The sequence below is a fragment of the Micromonospora sp. SYSU B005 genome, assembly GCF_055362685.1.
This window is the reverse complement of record NZ_JAXCFU010000015.1, coordinates 12,399-29,707: the sequence shown is the minus strand read 5'-3', so window position 1 is coordinate 29,707 and position 17,309 is coordinate 12,399. Positions and strand designations below refer to the sequence as shown.

Annotated in this window: 14 protein-coding genes; 5 read left to right on the top strand and 9 right to left on the bottom strand. The window is 74.8% G+C overall.

All coding sequences use genetic code 11. The annotated features are described in order from the left end of the window. The gene (locus SM452_RS25960; protein WP_463840891.1) at positions 1 to 1,992 is read right to left on the bottom strand and encodes an acyl-CoA dehydrogenase family protein; all 1,992 of its coding nucleotides are present in this window, start codon (positions 1,990 to 1,992) and stop codon (positions 1 to 3) included. 170 nt (positions 1,993 to 2,162) lie between these two features. Between SM452_RS25960 and SM452_RS25955 the strand changes: the two genes are divergently transcribed. From SM452_RS25955 to SM452_RS25945, 3 genes are read left to right on the top strand one after another with little or no spacing between them, the layout of a single operon-like run. After that, positions 2,163 to 3,884 (top strand): ABC transporter transmembrane domain-containing protein, encoded by a 1,722-nt coding sequence (locus tag SM452_RS25955; protein WP_463840890.1) that lies wholly within the window; start codon positions 2,163 to 2,165, stop codon positions 3,882 to 3,884. After that, on the top strand, positions 3,881 to 5,671 hold the full coding sequence (locus SM452_RS25950; protein ID WP_463840889.1) for an ABC transporter ATP-binding protein: 1,791 nt from the start codon (positions 3,881 to 3,883) through the stop codon (positions 5,669 to 5,671). Before SM452_RS25955 ends, SM452_RS25950 begins: the two co-directional genes overlap by 4 nt. A 34-nt stretch (positions 5,672 to 5,705) precedes the next feature. Then, entirely contained in the window at positions 5,706 to 7,229 is a 1,524-nt protein-coding gene (locus SM452_RS25945) for a class I SAM-dependent methyltransferase (RefSeq protein WP_463840888.1), read from the top strand. Positions 7,230 to 7,392: 163 nt separating this feature from the next. On the opposite strand, the gene SM452_RS25940 is transcribed toward SM452_RS25945, so the two are convergent. Genes SM452_RS25940 through SM452_RS25915 form a run of 6 tightly spaced genes read right to left on the bottom strand, consistent with a single transcriptional unit; the run spans position 7,393 to position 12,493 of the window. Next, on the bottom strand, positions 7,393 to 8,094 hold the full coding sequence (locus SM452_RS25940; RefSeq protein ID WP_262015008.1) for a LysE family translocator: 702 nt from the start codon (positions 8,092 to 8,094) through the stop codon (positions 7,393 to 7,395). Next, complete coding sequence (locus SM452_RS25935; RefSeq protein ID WP_357209735.1) at positions 8,087 to 8,476, bottom strand: hypothetical protein; 390 nt, start codon at positions 8,474 to 8,476, stop codon at positions 8,087 to 8,089. Before SM452_RS25935 ends, SM452_RS25940 begins: the two co-directional genes overlap by 8 nt. Then, positions 8,467 to 9,726: a lysine N(6)-hydroxylase/L-ornithine N(5)-oxygenase family protein gene (locus SM452_RS25930; protein ID WP_262015006.1), complete on the bottom strand. Its 1,260-nt coding sequence runs from the start codon at positions 9,724 to 9,726 to the stop codon at positions 8,467 to 8,469. The genes SM452_RS25935 and SM452_RS25930 overlap by 10 nt, the downstream gene beginning before the upstream one ends. Then, entirely contained in the window at positions 9,726 to 10,769 is a 1,044-nt protein-coding gene (locus SM452_RS25925) for an NAD(P)/FAD-dependent oxidoreductase (RefSeq protein ID WP_262015005.1), read from the bottom strand. Before SM452_RS25925 ends, SM452_RS25930 begins: the two co-directional genes overlap by 1 nt. Continuing rightward, positions 10,762 to 12,120, bottom strand: coding sequence for a class I tRNA ligase family protein (locus SM452_RS25920; protein ID WP_463840887.1), 1,359 nt, complete (start codon positions 12,118 to 12,120; stop codon positions 10,762 to 10,764). The genes SM452_RS25925 and SM452_RS25920 overlap by 8 nt, the downstream gene beginning before the upstream one ends. Beyond that, positions 12,113 to 12,493 carry a cupin domain-containing protein gene (locus SM452_RS25915; RefSeq protein ID WP_262015003.1) on the bottom strand — a complete coding sequence of 127 codons (381 nt, stop codon included), beginning with the start codon at positions 12,491 to 12,493 and terminating at the stop codon, positions 12,113 to 12,115. Before SM452_RS25915 ends, SM452_RS25920 begins: the two co-directional genes overlap by 8 nt. A gap of 314 nt (positions 12,494 to 12,807) precedes the next feature. Here SM452_RS25915 and SM452_RS25910 point away from each other — a divergent pair, with 314 nt between their 5' ends. Beyond that, positions 12,808 to 13,716 (top strand): NB-ARC domain-containing protein, encoded by a 909-nt coding sequence (locus SM452_RS25910; RefSeq protein ID WP_357209732.1) that lies wholly within the window; start codon positions 12,808 to 12,810, stop codon positions 13,714 to 13,716. Between the two features lie 10 nt (positions 13,717 to 13,726). Here SM452_RS25910 and SM452_RS25905 read toward each other — a convergent pair whose 3' ends face one another. Both SM452_RS25905 and pdxR read right to left on the bottom strand, forming a co-directional pair. Next, positions 13,727 to 14,401 (bottom strand): pyridoxamine 5'-phosphate oxidase family protein, encoded by a 675-nt coding sequence (locus SM452_RS25905; RefSeq protein WP_463840886.1) that lies wholly within the window; start codon positions 14,399 to 14,401, stop codon positions 13,727 to 13,729. 28 nt (positions 14,402 to 14,429) lie between these two features. Next, positions 14,430 to 15,902, bottom strand: coding sequence for a MocR-like pyridoxine biosynthesis transcription factor PdxR (gene pdxR / locus SM452_RS25900; RefSeq protein ID WP_463840885.1), 1,473 nt, complete (start codon positions 15,900 to 15,902; stop codon positions 14,430 to 14,432). A 46-nt stretch (positions 15,903 to 15,948) separates the two neighbouring features. On the opposite strand from pdxR, the gene SM452_RS25895 reads away from it, so the two are divergent. After that, positions 15,949 to 17,256, top strand: coding sequence for an FAD-binding oxidoreductase (locus tag SM452_RS25895; protein ID WP_463840884.1), 1,308 nt, complete (start codon positions 15,949 to 15,951; stop codon positions 17,254 to 17,256). Positions 17,257 to 17,309: the final 53 nt, after the last annotated feature.

Sequence of the window (17,309 nt, the reverse complement as noted above, 5' to 3'; positions counted from 1 at the left end):
CTACGCGGCGACCGCCTGCGGGTCGCCCGTGGCGTCGTGGGCGGCCATCGTCTCCTGGCGTGCCGGCTCCTCGCGCAGGATCGCGGCGTGCAGCCACGCATCAGGGATGGCGAAGCCGTCGACCAGCGTGCGCATGTACGGGCGCAGCTCCTTGAGCAGCCCGTTCACCACGCCGGTGATCGCCTTCGACCGGGCCGGGGTGAGCCGGCCGTGCTCCAGCAGCCAGCCCTTGTTCGCCTCGATGACGCTCAGCGCGTACAGGTCGCAGAGCCGGGACAGCAGCTCCTTGACCGCCGGGTCGGCTGTCGCGTCGATGCCGGCCACGAACGCCTCCAGGGTCACCCGGTCGACGTGCGCGGCGGCGACGGCGAGGACGTGGTCCTGCACGTCGTTGAAGATGTCGAACGGACGGTCCTTCTTGGTGGAGGCGCCACCGCGCAGGCGGCGGACCGCGCTGTCCAGCAGGTGCTCCTCGCGGTCCTCGAACACCTTGAGCTGCCAGCCCCGGTCGGTGACGGCGACCTCGTCGTCCCGGCCCGGCACCGCGCCGACCAGCCGCGCGATGAGCGCCCGCGCGGCGGTGCGCTCCAGCACCATCTCGCGTACCTGTTCGGCCACGAACGAGGCGCGCCCCCAGCCGTCCAGCGAGCCGAACTCGTCCCGGTAGCCGGTCAGCATGCCCTTGGCGACCAGTTGGAGCAGGACCGTGTTGTCGCCCTCGAACGTGGTGAACACGTCGGTGTCGGCCTTGAGGCTGGGCAGCCGGTTCTCCGACAGGTAGCCGGCGCCGCCGCACGCCTCCCGGCACATCTGGATGGTGCGTGTGGCGTGCCAGGTCTGCGCCGCCTTGAGTCCGGCGGCCCGGGACTCCAGCTCCCGCTGCCGGTGCTCGTCGACCGGCCCGTCGCCGCCCTGGATCTCGTCGAGCGCGGCGACCAGCTCGGTCTGGGCGAAGTGCAGCGCGTACGTGGTGGCCAGCGCGGGCAGCAGCTTGCGCTGGTGGGCCAGGTAGTCGTTGAGCAGCACCTCGCGGTCGCCCTCGGCGTCGCTGAACTGGCGGCGGATGTCGCCGTAGCGCACCGCGATGGCCAGCGCCGCCTTGGTGGCCGCCGACGCGGCGCCGCCCACGCTGACCCGGCCCCGCACCAGCGTGCCGAGCATGGTGAAGAACCGGCGGGAGTCGTTCTCGATCGGGCTGGAGTACGTCCCGTCCTCGGCCACCTGCGCGTACCGGTCCAGCAGCATGTCCCGCGGCACCCGTACGTGGTCGAAGCTGAGCCGCCCGTTGTCCACGCCGAGCAGGCCGGCCTTGGGCCCGGCGTCGCCGATGGTCACGCCGGGCATCGGGTTGCCGTGCTCGTCGCGGATCGGCACCAGCCACGCGTGCACCCCGTGGCGGCGCCCGTCGCTGATGAGCTGGGCGAAGACCACGGCCATCCGCCCGTCCCGGGCCGCGTTGCCGATGTAGTCCTTGCGGGCCGCCTCGTGCGGCGTGTGCAGGTCGAAGGTCTGCGTCCGCGGGTCGTACACGCAGGTGGTGCGTAGCTGCTGCACGTCCGAGCCGTGGCCGGTCTCGGTCATCGCGAAGCAGCCGAAGATCCGTCCGGAGACGATGTCCCGCAGGTAGGCGTCGTGGTGCCGCTTGGTGCCGAGCGCGGCGACCGCGCCGCCGAACAGGCCCCACTGCACGCCGGCCTTCACCATGAGTGACAGATCGACCTGCGCGAGCATCTCGGTGGCGACGATCGAGGCGCCGACGTCGGACCGGCCGCCGTACTCGGGCGGGAAGCCCGCGGCGATGCCCAGCTCGACCGGGAGTTCGCCGAGCAGCCGGGTGATCCGCTCGCGCGCCTGGTCGCCGGTCTCGCCGTAGACCGGCAGGAACCGTTCGTCGAGATGTTCGCGGTGAGCCCGGCGGACCTCGGCCCACGGTCCGTCGAGCGTCTCCTGAAGGCGGGCGATGTCGATGCGGCCGGACGCGTGATCGAGCATGGTCGCTCCTCGGGGCAGCGGACATATGGGTGCACTCTCGGCCTGATCAACATTACCGGCGGTCACCGGGCCCCGCTGGCGGAGACCGTGGTGAGCCGTGCCACCCGACTCGGTCACCGCGAGGGCTGAGGTTAGGCTGTCCTCACTTCGAGCCTTGGAGGCCTCCCCTCGTGTCCCCGCAACCCGCCGGCGGCGCCGTCACGGCCCGGTACGTGCTGCGTCAGGCGTTGCGCCGGCAGCGACGGCCGGTGCTGATCGGCGTGACGCTGCTCGGCCTGCACCAGGTCGCCGAGGCGCTCGTGCCGGTGGCGATCGGCGTCATCATCGACCGCGCCGTGGTGACCGGCGACCCGTGGGCGCTCGCGTACTCGGTCGCCGGCCTCGCCGCCCTGTTCGCCGTGCTCGCGTTCGCCTACCGCAACGGCGCCCGCCAGGCGTTCGCCGCCGTCGAACGGGAGGCGCACCTGCTCCGGGTGGAGATCGCCGAGCGCGCGCTCGACCCGCGCGGGCACCGCTCCGGCCTGCGCGACGGTGAACTGCTCTCGGTCGCCGCCTCCGACGCCGAACTCTCCGCGTACGTGGTGCGGGTCGCCGGGTTCGGTGTCGCCGCGGTGACCGCGCTGACCGTCGCGGCGACCGCGCTGCTGGTCATCGACGTCCCGCTCGGGCTCGGCGTGCTCGTCGGCGTACCGGTGCTGGTCCTGGTGCTGCAACGGATGGCGCCGCTGCTGTCCCGGCGCAGCAGCTCCCAGCAGGAGGCCCTCGCCGAGACCACCGCGCTCGCCGTGGACCTCGTCTCCGGCCTGCGCGTGCTGCGCGGCATCGGCGCCCAGCACCACGCCGCCGGCCGGTACGCCGCCGCCAGCCGCAACGCGCTCGCCGTGACGCTGCGCGCCGCAAACACCAAGGGACTGCACCTCGGGCTCACCACCGCCGCCAACGGCCTGTTCCTCGCCGCGGTCGCCGGTGTCGCCGGCTGGCTCGCCCTGCGCGGCCGGCTCACCATCGGCGAGCTGGTCACAGTGGTCGGCCTCGCGCAGTTCGTCGCCGAGCCGGTGCAGACCATGGGTTGGTGCGTGCAACTGTTCGCGATGGCCCGCGCCTCCGCCGCCCGGGTGGCGCGCGTGCTCGGCGCCGAGCCGCTCACCCGGCCCGGCGACGCGCCCGCCCCGGCACACCCGGACGGGCCCCGGCTCGCCCTCGACGACGTCGGGCACGCCGGACTGGACGGGGTGAACCTGCGCGTCGGCCCCGGCGAGGTGGTCGGTGTGCTCGCGTACGACCCGGCCGACGCCGAGACGCTGGTGGCGCTGCTGTCCGGGCGGGTGCCGCCGGACGCGCGCCGGGGCACCGTGCGTGTCGACGGCGTGCCCGCCGACGACCTGCACGTCGACGCGCTGCGCGGCACCGTGCTCGTCGAACCGCACGACGTGACGCTGTTCGAGGGCACCGTGGCGGCGAACCTCGCCGCCGGCGCCCGTACCGATCAGGCACGGCTGCACGCCGCCGTCCGGGCGGCGGCCGCCCAGGACGTGGTGGACGGGCACCCCGACGGCCTCGACCACCGGCTCGTCGAGCGGGGCGCGAACCTCTCCGGTGGACAGCGCCAGCGGCTCGGACTGGCCCGGGCGCTGCACGCCGACCCGCCCGTGCTGGTGCTGCACGACCCCACCACCGCCGTCGACGCGGCCACCGAGGCGCAGCTCGCCGACGGGCTGGCCGAAGCGCGCCGGGCGGCGCCCCGGGGCACGCTGCTGATCACCAGCAGCCCGGCCCTGCTGCGCATCACCGACCGGGTGGTGGTGATCGCCGACGGCCGGGTCGCCGCCGAGGGACCACATGAGCGCCTGCTCGCCGAGGACCCCCGCTACCGCGAGGAGACGCTGCGGTGACCGCCGAACCGCGTACCCCCGGCCGGACGTTGCTGCCCGTCGCGTCCGCCCGCCAGACCTGGACCACGCTCGTCGCCCGGTTCCGCGACCGGCCCGGCCTCAGCGCCGCCGCGGCGACGGTGCTCGTCGCCGCCGCCACCGGTGGCCTGGTCGCACCCTGGGTGCTCGGCCGCCTGGTCGACGACGTCATCGCCGACGCCCCGGCCTCCCGGATCGCCGGCCGGGTGGCGGTGATCGCCGCCGCCGCCGTGCTCACCGGCCTGCTCACCGCGCTCGGCGCCGCGCTCGCGTCCCGGCTCGGCGAGACGGTGCTGGCCCGGCTGCGTGAGCGCGTCCTCGACCGGGCGCTGCACCTGCCGTCCGCGACGCTGGAGCGGGCCGGCACCGGCGACCTGCTGGCCCGCGTCGGCGACGACGTGGCGGTGGTGACGAACGTGATCGCGGTGAGCGGCCCGGCGTTCGTCGGCGCGCTGCTGTCCGTCGTGCTCACCGTGTTCGGGCTGGTCGCGCTGGACTGGCGGCTCGGCCTCGCCGGGCTCGTCGCCGCGCCCGCGTACGCGCTGGCGCTGCGCTGGTACCTGCGGCGCTCGATGCCCTACTACGCCCGCGAGCGGGTCGCCACCGGCGAGCGGACGCAGGCGATGGCCGGTGCGCTGCGCGGCGCGGCGACGGTGCGCGCGTACCGGACCGAGGACGCGCACGTGGCAGCGATCGCCGAGCGTTCCGGCCTGGCCCGCGACCTGTCGCTGGAGATCTTCAACCTGCACACCCGCTTCGGGCTGCGGATCAACAGATCCGAGTTCCTCGGCCTGGCCGCGGTGCTCGTCGCCGGGTTCCTCCTGGTCCGCGACGACCTGGTCACCGTCGGCGCGGCGACCACCGCCGCGCTCTACTTCCACCGGCTGTTCAACCCGATCGGCCTGCTGCTGATGGAGTCCGACTCGGTGCTGCAGGCCGGCGCGAGCCTCGCCCGGCTGGTCGGCGTGGCGAACCTGCCCGACACCGGCCCGGCCACCGCGTCCGGCCCGGCCGCCCCGCCCGCCGGCCCGCGCGGCCCGGCCGCGCTGGACGTCACGGTGCGCCGGCACCACTACGACGACGGGCCGCTGGTGCTCGCCGACGTCGAGCTGCGCCTGGCGCCGGGGGAGCGGGTCGCGCTCGTCGGCGCCAGCGGCGCCGGCAAGAGCACGCTCGCCGGCATCGCCGCCGGGATCATCGCGCCCACCGACGGATCGGTACGCCTCGACGGCGCGCCGCTGACCGGGACGGGCGAGGCCACCTCCCGGCGGGACGTGGCACTGGTCAGCCAGGAGGTGCACGTCTTCGCCGGCCCGCTGGCCGAGGACCTGCGCCTGGCCGCCCCGGAGGCGACCGACGCCGAGCTGCTCGACGCGCTGGAGCGGGTCGGCGCCACCACCTGGCTGCGTGCCCTGCCGGACGGGCTGGCGACGCCGGTGGGCGAGGGCGGCCACCGGCTCACCGCCGCCCAGGCCCAGCAGGTCGCCCTGGCCCGGCTGGTGCTCACCGCGCCCGCCGTCGCCGTGCTCGACGAGGCGACCGCCGAGGCGGGCAGCGCCGGGGCCCGCGACCTGGACCGGGCGGCCCTCGCTGCCACGCAGGGGCGGACCACGCTGATCGTGGCGCACCGGCTCAGCCAGGCGGTGAGCGCGGACCGGATCGTGGTGCTCGACCACGGCCGGATCGTGGAGCAGGGCACGCACGAGGAACTGCTCGCGGCCGACGGCCGGTACGGCCATCTCTGGCGTTCCTGGCGCGTCCCGGTATGATCACCGCCCGCTCCACCGCCCAGGCGAGGTGACCATGACCGACCTGCCGACCCGCTTCGTGCTGTTCCCGGGGCGGCACCACCTGCTGACCCGGTTCCAGGCCGACTACCTGAGCCGGCTCGCCGGTGACGAGGCCACTGTGGTCTGGGCGGTGACGTCGGCCAACCACGAGAACACCAGGCGCAACCCGGTCGCGTACCACAGGCGGGAGGCCGCGATCGAGCGGTTCAGCGTGCTGACCGGGTTGCGCTCGCTGGCCGTGCCGATCTTCGACACCGCGTACACCGACGCGTTCGCCGAGGTCACGCTCAAGAGCATCGCGGTGGCCACCGGACTCGAACTCACCCCCGCCGACACGGTGGTGGCCTGCTCCACGCCGGAGGTCGCCAAGCTGTACGAGCGGCTCGGCTTCGCGATCGCGCTGGTCGAGGCCGACCCGGACCTGCCCGAGACCCCGGAACGGCCGTGGGACGTGCTGCTGCGCCTGGCCGCCGGCGACGAGAGCTGGCGGACGCTCACCCACCCGGCGACGATCGACGTGTTCGAGCGCTACCGCCTGGTCGAGGCGATCCGGTCGGTGGTGAACGACCCGCTCGTCGGCGACGAGGGCGGCCTCACCGTCACCCGCGACTACCGCACCTACGTGGAGGCGTTCGCCTCCGCCGCCGAACGCAAGTGGGACTCGGTGCGCCGGTACGTGCAGCCCGGCCGCATCGTGGACATCGGCTGCGGCGCGGGCGCCGTCCTGGAACTGGCCGACCGGGAGGCCACGCTGCGGGAGAGCGACCTGATCGGCGTGGAGGTGGCCCGTCACCTCTACCAGGAGTGCCTGCACAAGAAGGCGCAGGGCGTGTTCCGCAACGCCAACGTCTACTTCTTCCACCGCAACGTCCTCGGCGGCGCGGTGTTCAAGGACCGCTCGGTGGACACCACGCTCACCTTCGCGCTGACCCACGAGATCTGGTCGTACGGGCGGCAGCGGGAGTCGCTGCTCCAGTTCGCCCGCCGCATCCACGACCACACGGTGCCGGGCGGCGTCTGGATCAACAGTGACGTGTGCGGGCCGGACGAGCCGGAGCGGCCGGTGATCCTGCGACTGACCGGCGACGACGGCGACAACCCGGCCTCGCCCCGCCGTGACCTGGCCGACCTGTCCTCGGCCGAGGTCCGGCGGTACGTCTCCGGACTGTCGACGCGGGCCCGGCTGGACCAGTTCGCCGTGGACTTCGCGTTCGGCTTCGCGTACGAACCACTGGCCGACGGCGCGGTCCGTCTCGGCCTGGGCGCGGCGATGGACTACCTGACCCGCAAGGACTACACCGACAACTGGCTGTCGGAGACCAAGGAGCAGTTCTGCGGCCTGAGCTTCGCCGACTGGTCGGAGCTGCTCACCGAGGCCGGTTTCGAGATCGGCCCCGCCTCGGCGCCGGTCCGCAACGACTGGGTGATCGACAACCGGATCGCGCCCGTCGCGTCCCTGACCGACCTGGACGGCCGGCCGCTGGACTGGCCGACCACCCAGGTCCTCACCGTCGCCCACCGCCGGCGCAACGCCTGACCCGTGGGGGGGCCCCCCCCCCCGGGGGGGCCCCCCCCGGGGGGGGGCCGGGGTCGGCGCCCGAGCGGACCCCCCCCCGCGGCCCCCCCCGGCCCCCCCCCCCGGGCCCCCCGCCCCCCCGGGGGGGCCCCCGCGGCCCGGGGGGCCCCCCCACGGGTGCGGGTCAGTGGCTCAGCGCGATCCGTACCGCCAGGACGATCAGGATCAGCCCGGTCAGCCGCTCGATCACCAGCAGCACCGACGGCCGGGTCAGCCACGGTTGCAACCGGTCGATGAGCAGGATGTAGCAGGCCCACCAGAGCACCGCGAGGCCGATGAACGTGGCGGCCAGCACCGCCGTGCGGGCCGCCGCGCCGTCGCCGGGCTTGACGAACTGCGGCACGAACGAGACGTAGAAGACGACCACCTTGACGTTCAGCAGCTGGCTGGTGACGCCCATGACGAACGAGCGCCGGGCCACGTGCGGCTCGTCGGCGGCCACCGTCTCCGGCGCGGCGGCCGGGCCGGTGTCCGCGTCCGGCCCGGAGCCGCCTACGCCCACCGGGACCGGCTGCGTGGCCGGTGCCGTCGCCCGTCGCGGCCGGGTGGCCCAGAGGATGGTGCCGCCCAGGTAGAGCAGGTACAGCGCACCGGCGACGCGCAGCACCGTGTAGAGCGTCGGCGACGACACCAGCAGGGCGGACAGGCCGGCCGTGGCGAGCGAGGCGTGCACCAGCGCGGCGGCGAACAGCCCGGCCAGCACCACGAACCCGGCCCGCCGCCCGTACCGCACGGTCTGCCGGGTGACCAGGGCGAAGTCGACGCCCGGCACGATGATGATGAGCAGGCTCGCCGCGACGAAGCTGACGATCTGGATGTCAGACACGCTGCTCCTCCCTCGCCTCGGCGCGGGCCGGGACGGCCTCCTCGATCACCGAGACGCCGCTGTCGCGGCGCGGCCCGTGCCGGCGCCACTGCTCGCGCAGCCGGATCCGGCCGTCCGGCAGCAGCTCGGGCCGCGACTCGCACTCGCCGACGACGATGCTGCCGTCGGTGAGCACCTCCACGTACGCGAATCGCACCACGCCCTGCGCGTCGCAGGTGCCGGCGAGCCGGCCGTGCCGTACCGGGCCGCCGGAGATCTCCGCCCAGACCAGGTCGCCGCGCTGGTGGTAGTGCCCCCGCAGCGGGTCGGCGTCACCGGCGTGGTCGACGGAGACGAAGACCCGGTCGTCGTAGTCGAACGACGTCATCGCGTTCACGCCCATCGGGTGCTCAGGTAGTCGTCGCGGAACCGGCAGACCGTGCGGCCGGCGATCGAGTTGAGGATCATCGCGCTGCGGATCGGCAGGATGCTCAGGTTGGAGTCGACGAGCCCCTGCACGTACCGCCCCCGGTTCAGCACGAAGATCTTGTGGTCGTCGGCGTGCTTCCACCGGATCGAGTAGTCCGACTCGATGACCGGCTCACCGCGCTCGTCCAGGTCGATCAGCGCGGTCAGCTCCGGGTCGAAGGGCAGCGGCGCCTGCCGGCGTCCCGCCGCGACGACGAGGTTCACCGCCCGGTGCCGTTCCTCGCCGCTGCCGGCGGTCAGGCACTCCAGCTCGACCTCCCCGTCGAGCTGCCGGGCGCCGGTCACGGTACGGCTCGGCATGATCGTCACCGGGAACCGGCCGGTACGCAGCCGCTCCTCGTAGTTGTGCTGGTAGATGCCGCGCAACGTGCCCGGGGAGATCCCGTCGCTGGTCAGGATCTGACCGGAGACGAGACGTTCCCGCACGTCCCGGGACAGGTTGAGGAACGCCTCCTGGTAGGCGGGCCGGTACAGGTCGTTCGCCGACGGGGAGTCCTCCAGCGGGGCGAACCACGACCGCCGTCCGATCCACCTGATGTCGCGGCACCCGCGGGCGAGCAGCGCCGCGACGCACTCCGCGCTGGTCTGTCCGCTGCCGATCACGATCCACGGAAGGTCCGGTTCGTCCGGCACCGTGGCGAGGCGCTGGTGCAGCTCGTCGGCGACGAACAGGTGCCGCGGGTCGAGGGCGTCCAGGAACTCCGGTACGAAGGGGACAGTTCCGCTGCCGAGCACCAGGTGCCGGGAGCGGGCGACCTCCGCACCGCCGCTGCGGCTGACCAGCGCGCCGTCGAACTCGACCCGGTCGACGCGGGTGCCGTACGTGATGCGCGGCAGCCGGCCCGCCGCCCACACCAGGTACTGCTGGTACTCGATCCGGGGGATGGTGTCGAACCCGGCGCCCAGCAGGGCGTACACCCGGCCGGTGGTGACCAGGTAGTTGAGGAACGACAGCGGGTGGGTCGGGTCGTAGAGCGAGACCAGGTCCTTGACCCAGCCGGTCTGCATGCGGACGCCGCTGTGCAGCATCCCGTCGTGCCAGCCCGGCCGGTCGCGGGCTTCGAACAGCGCGATGTCGTGCGGCGCGAGGGTGTCGTACATCGCCGCGAGGCTCAGGTTCGCCGGCCCGGCGCCGATTCCCACTGTGTGAAAGGTCTGCGTCATCAGTCTTCCTCTGTCTGGCCGTGGGGGACAGGGATAGCGGTTCGGGTGTTCAGCAGGGCGGTGGCGGCGAGCCGGCTGGCGGCCAGGACGGTCTTGGCGGCGCCGCCGCTGCCGCCGGTGAAGGTGTGCACCGCGCCGGACACGTGGCGCAGGGCCAGACCGGCGGGTTCGCTGTAGCAGTCGGCGGCGCTCACCGGCGGGCCGGCCGGTCGCGGGTCCAGGCCGGGCAGCCGCCGCGCCGCCACGGTCAGGACCCGTGCCGCCAGCGCGGCGTCCGGCTCCGGGGCCGGTGGGTCGACGTCCCACCTGTCGCTGGGCAGACCGAGCAGCACCCGCCCCGGACCGGCAGGCCGGCCGTAGAGGCCGCTGGACTCGTCCACGAAGCACGGCAGCTCGGCGCGGCCGGTGACGTGGTGGGCGTACTGGATGTGCTTGGTGCGCAGCGAGGCCGGCAACCCGGCGGCGCGCAGCAGGCGCGGCGTCCAGGCCCCGGCGGCCACGACGACGAGGTCGCCGGTGAGCCGGCGGCCGTCGACCAGCTCGACCACGCGGTCGTCGAGGCGGGCCACCGGTGTGCTCTCGGTCCGGCCGAGGCCACGCAGGACGGTCCGGCGCAGCCGGTCCGGGTCGAGGTAGCCGGCCCGGTCCTCCCAGATCCCCACCGTGCCGTCCGGGAGTCCGGCGAAGCCGAACCGGTCGGCGACCTCGTCCCGGGTGAGCACCTCGGCGCCGTCCACGCCGGCCGCCGCCCCGGCGTCGAGCAGGTAGAGCGAGCCGGTCCGCCGCCACCCGGCCGCTCTCGCGAGCGACGGATCGGCCAGCAGTTCGGCGAGGCTCGCGGCGGCGAGGGACCGGCCTGCCGGATCGGGCTCGAAGGCCCGCACCAGCCCGCCGGACGCGGCCGTCGCGTCGGCGGGCCGCCCGTCCGGACCACAGTCGTGCGGACCGATCAGGACCGCGTCGGCGCCCGCGTCCCGCAGCCGCCGGGCGAGCAGGACGCCGCTGACGCCCGCGCCGACGACGAGCACGCGCGGCTCACCCATCCGAACCCGCCGGTTCCGCGCCGCCGACGACGCCGAGCAGGCGGGCCGCCCGCTCCGGCCGACCGGGGTACGCGGCCAGCGCCGCCCGGACCGCGGTGGCCGGATCGAAGTGCCCCGGCCGCAGCGCCTGCTCACCGCGCGTCAGTTCGGTGTCGGCGAGCACGCCGTCCAGCCCGACGGTGGTGCCGGCGAGGGTCGCGGCGTACCGGGCGGCGAACGCCTCGTACGCCTCCGGCCGGAAGTCCGACTCGTAGCTGTCCGGCCGGTCCCAGCTGAGGAACGCCCGGACCACCGCCGGGTCCTCGGTGGCCAGGAACTCGTGCGCCCAGATCGCGTGCTCGCGGCTGGTGGAGAACTTCGCGCCGGTGAGCCGGTAGAACTCGTTCACGACCAGCCCGGTCGGCCGGTCGGGCAGCCCGGCGGCCAGGTGCAGGGCCGGGATGAGCAGCGCGTAGTAGAAGGCGTTGTCGACCCCGAGGAAGATCCACTGCTCGTCCACGTCCCGCCACGCGTCCAGGTACCCGGCCAGCGTGTCCGCGCCCGGCCGCAGATGGCGGGCGGGCAGCACCAGGTTGGCCACTGCCATCTCGGCCCAGACGTCGATGCGCAGGCCGTCGTCCCACTCGATGCCCCAGTCCGTCGGGTACGCCAGCGGCACCTCCGGCAGCCCGCCGTCGAGGTACGACGCGACGAGGCGCCGCAGCCGGGGCGGCAGCACCGCGCGGGACCAGAACTCGGCCAGCCGCTCCCGGTGCTCGTCGAGCCGCAGCACCGGGACCGTGTGGGTGACCGGTTCGGGTGCCGCGTCGCAGCAGGTCGACCGCGCGCCGACGAGGTTCGCGGCGGTGCAGAAGCCGCCGCAGCCCTCGCAGGTGCCGCCGTTCGCGCCGGCGCCGCAGGCCGGGCAGCGCCCGGCGACCCGGACGTGGTGCAGGGTCCGGCGGCACGTCGCGCAGGCGCGCAGCGACACCGGGGCGACCTCCACCACCTTGGCCTCCACCAGTTCGGTGAGCAGGCGCGCCACCGCCCGGCGGTAGCCGGCGTCGGCCAGCGGGTCGGCCATGACGTCGTACCGGATGCGCGCGGCGCGCAGCGCGGCGTGGATCGACGAGCCGTAGCGGGCGACGGTGTCCGCGGGCGTCTCGCCCCGCGACTCCGCCCGGGCGAGTACGTAGTTCTGGTGCGCGTCCAGGCCGCACTGGGTCACCACCCGCCGGCCGGCGGCACGCAGCGCGCGGGCCGCGATGTCCCCGGCGACGTACGGGCCGCTGAGGTGCCCGAGGTGCAGCGGCCCGTTCGGCGTCGGTGGTGGCGTCACCACCAGCACCGCGCCGGTGGCGGCGTCAGTCACGGCCGGTCCCGGCGTCCGCACCGGCCTGCGCCGAGTCGCCGGGCCGGGGCATCCAGTAGATGCTGAGGATGGTGAGCGGCTGCTCCGGCGAGGGGTTGTGGATGACGTGGCTCTGCTCGGGTTCGAGCAGGATCACGCCGCCGGTCGGCACCTCGACCTTCTCGCCGCCCGCCTCGTAGATGGCCGTGCCGCGGGTCACCACGGCGAACTCGACCTCCGGGTGGATGTCCTCGCTGCTGCTGCCACCGGGCGGGATCACGCACCACATGGCGTCGAACGGCAACGGGCCGAGATCGCGGTACTGGGTCCAGCGGCCGATCCGGATGCCGTACTCGTCGGTGAGTTCGGCGGTGTCGCTGACGTACCTTCGCATGTTCGTCCTCCTGGTCGGCGCGCTGCCCTCCGGGCCGCGCCGGACGGATCTGAGGTTTGCGGAGAGTGACCGGAAGTGCTGCTTCTGCGACGCTGCACCGATGCCGGGAAGGGCCCCTCTCGTCGACCGTCGATTCGACTCCGGTCGATAGCGTCGGACCCACTGTGGACTTAACCTCGTCTGGCCAACAGGAGCTTCACCGGCAGATCACCGGCAATGTCGCCGCTGACTGCCCGCTCAGTGGCCGCGGCGTCGGTGGTCCACCGTCATGAATCCACCAGAACCGGTACGGAGACGACGCTGTGATCGGCTACATGGATACGTTGGGTCATGAGATCGCTACCGCACGGCGAATGGCCAACCTGACCCAGGAGGAGTTGGCCGCCCGCACCGGACTGAGCGTCCGGAGCATCCGCAACCTGGAGTCGTCGCGGGTGACCCGTCCGCGGCCCGCGACCGTCCGGCTGCTCCGCGAGGTCCTCGGCCTGCCCGCCCACCCGGCGGCCGCGGCCCGGATCCGCCCCATGCAACTGCCGCTGGAGATTCCCGGCTTCACCGGCCGTTCGGCACAACTGCGGCAACTCGACCGGCTGCTCGACGGCGGGCCGCGGCGGATGTCGAGCGTGGTGGTGTGCGTCCTGTCCGGCCGGTCCGGCATCGGCAAGACGGCGCTGGCGCTGCGCTGGGCGCACCGGTCGGCCGCCCGGTTCGCCGACGGGGTGCTGCACGTCCAGCTCGGCGGCAGCGACCCGGTACGGCCGGCGGTGGCGCCGGCCGAGGCGCTCGGCGGCCTGATCGAGGCGCTCGACGTACCCGGTGGGGTCCCGTGCGGACCGGCGGCGCGCACCGGGCTCTACCGCAGCGCGCTCGCCGGGCGCCGGATGCTCATCGTGCTCGACGACGCCCGCGACGCCGACCAGGTGCGGCCGCTGCTGCCCGGCGTACCCGGCTGCATGGTGGTCGTGACCAGCCGCAAGCGCCTCACCGGCCTGGTCGTCGGCGAGGCCGCGTGCCCGGTCGTGGTCGACGAGCTGGCCGCCGGCGAGGCGTGGGACCTGCTGGCGGCGCGCCTCGGCGAGCGTCGCCTCACCGCCGAGCGCGCGGCGGTACGGGAGATCATCGCGCACTGCGCCGGCGTACCCCGGGCGCTGGCGGTGGTGGCCGCCCGGGCGGCCGTCCAGCCCCGGCTGCCGCTGGCCGAGGTGGCCCGCCAGCTTCGCTAGGGCCGGCCGGTCACCGGCGGTCGGCGCGGGTGCCGGCGCGCGCCGCGACGTGCGCCGGCACCGGCGTCGCCGGCGGCAGCGCCGGGTCGGTCACCGGCTGCTCCCAGCGCGCGACCAGCGGAAGCTCGCCGGCCCAGAGGCCGAGGGCGGCGTCCGGGCTGTCGCCGTCGTCCGGCGGTCCGCTACGCGTCTTGACCGACGCCTCGGCCAGCGGAAGCGCCAGCAGCGCGGTGGCAGCCAGTTCCCGCCGGTTCGGCCGGCGGGCGTGGTCCCACTGGCCGGGGGCGACGTGCTCGGTCAGCAGCCGCAGGCCGTACACCTTCTCCTCGGCGTCGGTCACCCACCGGGGCCGGCCGTAGATCATCGCGCTGCGGTAGTTGATCCCGTGCTCGAACACCGAGCGCGCCAGGACCAGCCCGTCGACGACGGTGACCGTCACGCAGACCTCGGCGTCGGTGGTGAGGCTCCGGCTGGCCACCGAGCCGTGCAGGTAGAGGTGCCTGTCGTCGAATCCGTAGACGGTCGGCACCACCATCGGTCCGCCGTCGACGAGCACGCCCAGATGGCAGACGGAGGCGGCCCGGAGCACGTCGAACAGGGCGGCGCGGTCGCGGCGCCCCTTGTCCTTCATCCGGCGCAGGGTGGTACGCGGCGTCGCGGACAACCGCCCGTCGGTATCGGTCATGACTGATCTCCTGTCGGCCCCGCCGTTTCTACCGGCTCCGGCCGCGGTCCTCAAGGGCCGGCCCACCGGACCGAGCGGGGGAGGGGGCCGGGGGAAGGATCCGGCACAGCGCCTCCAGCGCGGCTGCGTACGCGTGCTCGGGCGGCGTCGCGTAGCCGACCACGAGGCCGTCGAGGGCGGGCATGGTGGCGTCCGGGTGGCGGAAACCGCCCAGCCCGTCGAGCGCGATCGACCGTCCGGCGGCGGCCTCCACCACCTGGCGCTCGGTCCCGGCGGGCAGGCGCAGCACGACGTGCAGCCCGGCGGCGACGCCGGTCGGCGTGACGTGCGGGGCGTGGGCGGCGAGCGTGGCGACGAGACGGTCACGCCGGGCGCGGTACCGCTGGCGCATTCGGCGCACGTGCCGGTCGTACCGTCCGGAGTCGAGGAAATCGGCGAGGGTGAGCTGGTCCGTCACGCCCGCCCACGCCTCCCGTTCACCCTTGGCGTCCAGCACCGGGCCGACGAGCCGCTCGGGCAGCACCATCCAGCCCAGACGCAGCGCGGGGGAGAGGCTCTTGCTCACCGAGCCCAGGTAGACGACGCGCTCCGGGGCCAAGCCCTGCACCGCCCCCACCGGATCCCGGTCGTACCGGAACTCGCCGTCGTAGTCGTCCTCCAGCACCAGCCCGTCCCGGCCCTCCGCCCACCCCAGCGCGGCGAGGCGTCGCCGGGGATGCAGCGGCCCGCCGGTGGGGAACTGGTGCGCGGGCGTGAGCAGCGCCGCCCGTACCCCCGCGAGGCCGGTCAGCTCCTCGGTGCGGGCGCCGTCCGCGTCGAGCGTGAGCGGGGCGGTACGGACGCCTGCCGCCGCCAGCACCGCGCGGTGGAATTCGAGCCCGTAGGACTCCACCGCCAGCGGGCCGCGCAGAACCCGGCCGCCGTAGAGCAGGCGCAGCGCGTGCGCGACACCGGAACACACCACGATCCGGTCCGGGGTGGTCCGGACGCCCCGCGCCCGCGCCAGGTACCCGGCCAGCGCCCGGCGCAGCTCCGGGCGGCCCTGCGGATCGCCCGGCCCGAACGCCTCGTTCGGCGCGGCGGTCAGGGCGCGGCGCGCGGACGCCAGCCACGCGGCGCGCGGGAAGGAGGCGGCATCCGGCTGCCCCTGCCGCAGATGGTGCACGGCCGGGGCCGGACGCGCGGGCATCTGCCTCGGGACGCGGGCGACCCGGGCGGGCTCGGCGTGCGGCGCCACTCGCGTACCGGACCCCTGCCGGGCGACCAGCCATCCCTCGGCCACCAGTTCGGCGTACGCGGCGGCGACGGTGTTGCGGGCCAGGCCGAGGTCGGCGGCGAGGGACCGGTACGGCGGCAGGAGGGTGCCGGCCGCCAGTCTCCCGTCCCGGACGGCGTCGCGCAGCGCGCGGGTGAGCGCGGACCGGCGGCCGCCGGCGCCGGACAGCTCCAGATGCAGGTCGCTGCCCAGCCGCCGCGCCGGATTGGCCCACGAATCCATCATGCGAATGCACCCTAGTCGGGGTCTTTTCCGCTCCTAGTGTGGGCTCATGGACACGCTCATGAATGCTCCGCACCCGCTTCGCTCCGCCGTCCGGGGCCGGGTCCTGCTGCCGGGCGACGAAGGGTTCGAGGTGGCCGGCCGGGCCTGGAACCTGGCCGTCGCGCAGTCACCGGCGGCGGTGGTCGAGGCCGCCGACGCGGACGACGTCGCCGCGCTCGTCCGGTACGCCCGTTCGGCCGGACTGAGCATCGCCGTGCAGCCCAACGGGCACGGCGCCACCGGCCGCGCCGACGGCGCGATCCTGCTGCGGACCGGCCGTCTGGACACCGTGGAGATCGACCCGGTCGCCCGGCGGGCACGGGTCGGCGCCGGTGTGCCGTCCGGCCTGCTCCAGGCCGCCGCCGCGCCGTACGGGCTCACCGGGCTGCCCGGCAGCTCCCCCGTGGTCAGCGTGACCGGGGTGGCGCTCGGCGGCGGACTGAGCTGGTTCGGCCGCGCGTACGGCTGGGTGTCCGACGCGGTCACCGCGTTCGACGTCGTGGACGCCGAGGCGCGGCACCGGCGCGTCACCGCCGAGACCGCCCCCGACCTGTTCTGGGCGCTGCGCGGCGGCGGTGGTGACTTCGCGATCGTCACCGCCCTCGAACTCGCGCTGCACCCCGCGCCGGACCTGTACGGCGGACGCATGCTGTGGGCGGCGGCGCACGCGCCGGACGTGCTGCGGGCGTTCCGGCGGATCACCGCCACGGCACCCGAGGAGCTGACCGTCTGGATGGACCTGCTGCACTTCCCCGGCGCCGATCCGATGGTCGCCCTCGACGTCACCTACCTCGGCGCCGGGGCTGCGGCGCGGGACCTGCTCGCACCGCTGGACCGGTTGACCCAGCCGATCTCCGACAGCAGGCGGAACATGGCGGTCACCGAACTCGGCGGCATCACGGCCGAACCCACCGACCCCAGCCCCGGTATCTCCCGCGCCGAACTGCTGACCCGCCTCGACGACGACGCGGCCGGGGCGCTGCTGGCCGACCCGATCGCCCCGCTGCTCAGCGTCCAGCTCCGGCACCTCGGTGGCGCCCTCGCCCGGGACTCCGACAGCCCGCACGGCCCGCTCACCGAGCCGTACGCGCTCTACCTGTTCGGTCTCGCCACCGACCCGGCGGCGGTCACGGCGCGGCAGCGGGCCCTGGCCGCCGCCCTGCCGGTCAGCGGGCGCAAGCCGGTGACCTTCCTCAACCCGGACGAGACGGCGGCGGACGCGTTCACCCCCGCCGTCCTGACCCGGCTGGGGGCGGTCAAGCGCCGCCACGACCCGGACGGCCTCGTCCGGTCCAACTTCCCGGTGGCCGGTTGAGGCTCCGGGGCGCGACCGTGGCAGGTCGGCGGGTGCACGCGGCAACCCGGTGG

Bases quoted from the DNA above. Each gene is read 5' to 3' on its own strand.
- pdxR (WP_463840885.1), bottom strand. From the start codon at position 15,902: ATGATGGATTCGTGGGCCAATCCGGCGCGGCGGCTGGGCAGCGACCTG.
- SM452_RS25910 (WP_357209732.1), top strand. From the start codon at position 12,808: ATGGATACGTTGGGTCATGAGATCGCTACCGCACGGCGAATGGCCAAC.
- SM452_RS25945 (WP_463840888.1), top strand. From the start codon at position 5,706: ATGACCGACCTGCCGACCCGCTTCGTGCTGTTCCCGGGGCGGCACCAC.
- SM452_RS25915 (WP_262015003.1), bottom strand. From the start codon at position 12,493: ATGCGAAGGTACGTCAGCGACACCGCCGAACTCACCGACGAGTACGGC.
- SM452_RS25905 (WP_463840886.1), bottom strand. From the start codon at position 14,401: ATGACCGATACCGACGGGCGGTTGTCCGCGACGCCGCGTACCACCCTG.
- SM452_RS25895 (WP_463840884.1), top strand. From the start codon at position 15,949: ATGGACACGCTCATGAATGCTCCGCACCCGCTTCGCTCCGCCGTCCGG.
- SM452_RS25925 (WP_262015005.1), bottom strand. From the start codon at position 10,769: ATGGGTGAGCCGCGCGTGCTCGTCGTCGGCGCGGGCGTCAGCGGCGTC.
- SM452_RS25960 (WP_463840891.1), bottom strand. From the start codon at position 1,992: ATGCTCGATCACGCGTCCGGCCGCATCGACATCGCCCGCCTTCAGGAG.
- SM452_RS25935 (WP_357209735.1), bottom strand. From the start codon at position 8,476: ATGGGCGTGAACGCGATGACGTCGTTCGACTACGACGACCGGGTCTTC.
- SM452_RS25930 (WP_262015006.1), bottom strand. From the start codon at position 9,726: ATGACGCAGACCTTTCACACAGTGGGAATCGGCGCCGGGCCGGCGAAC.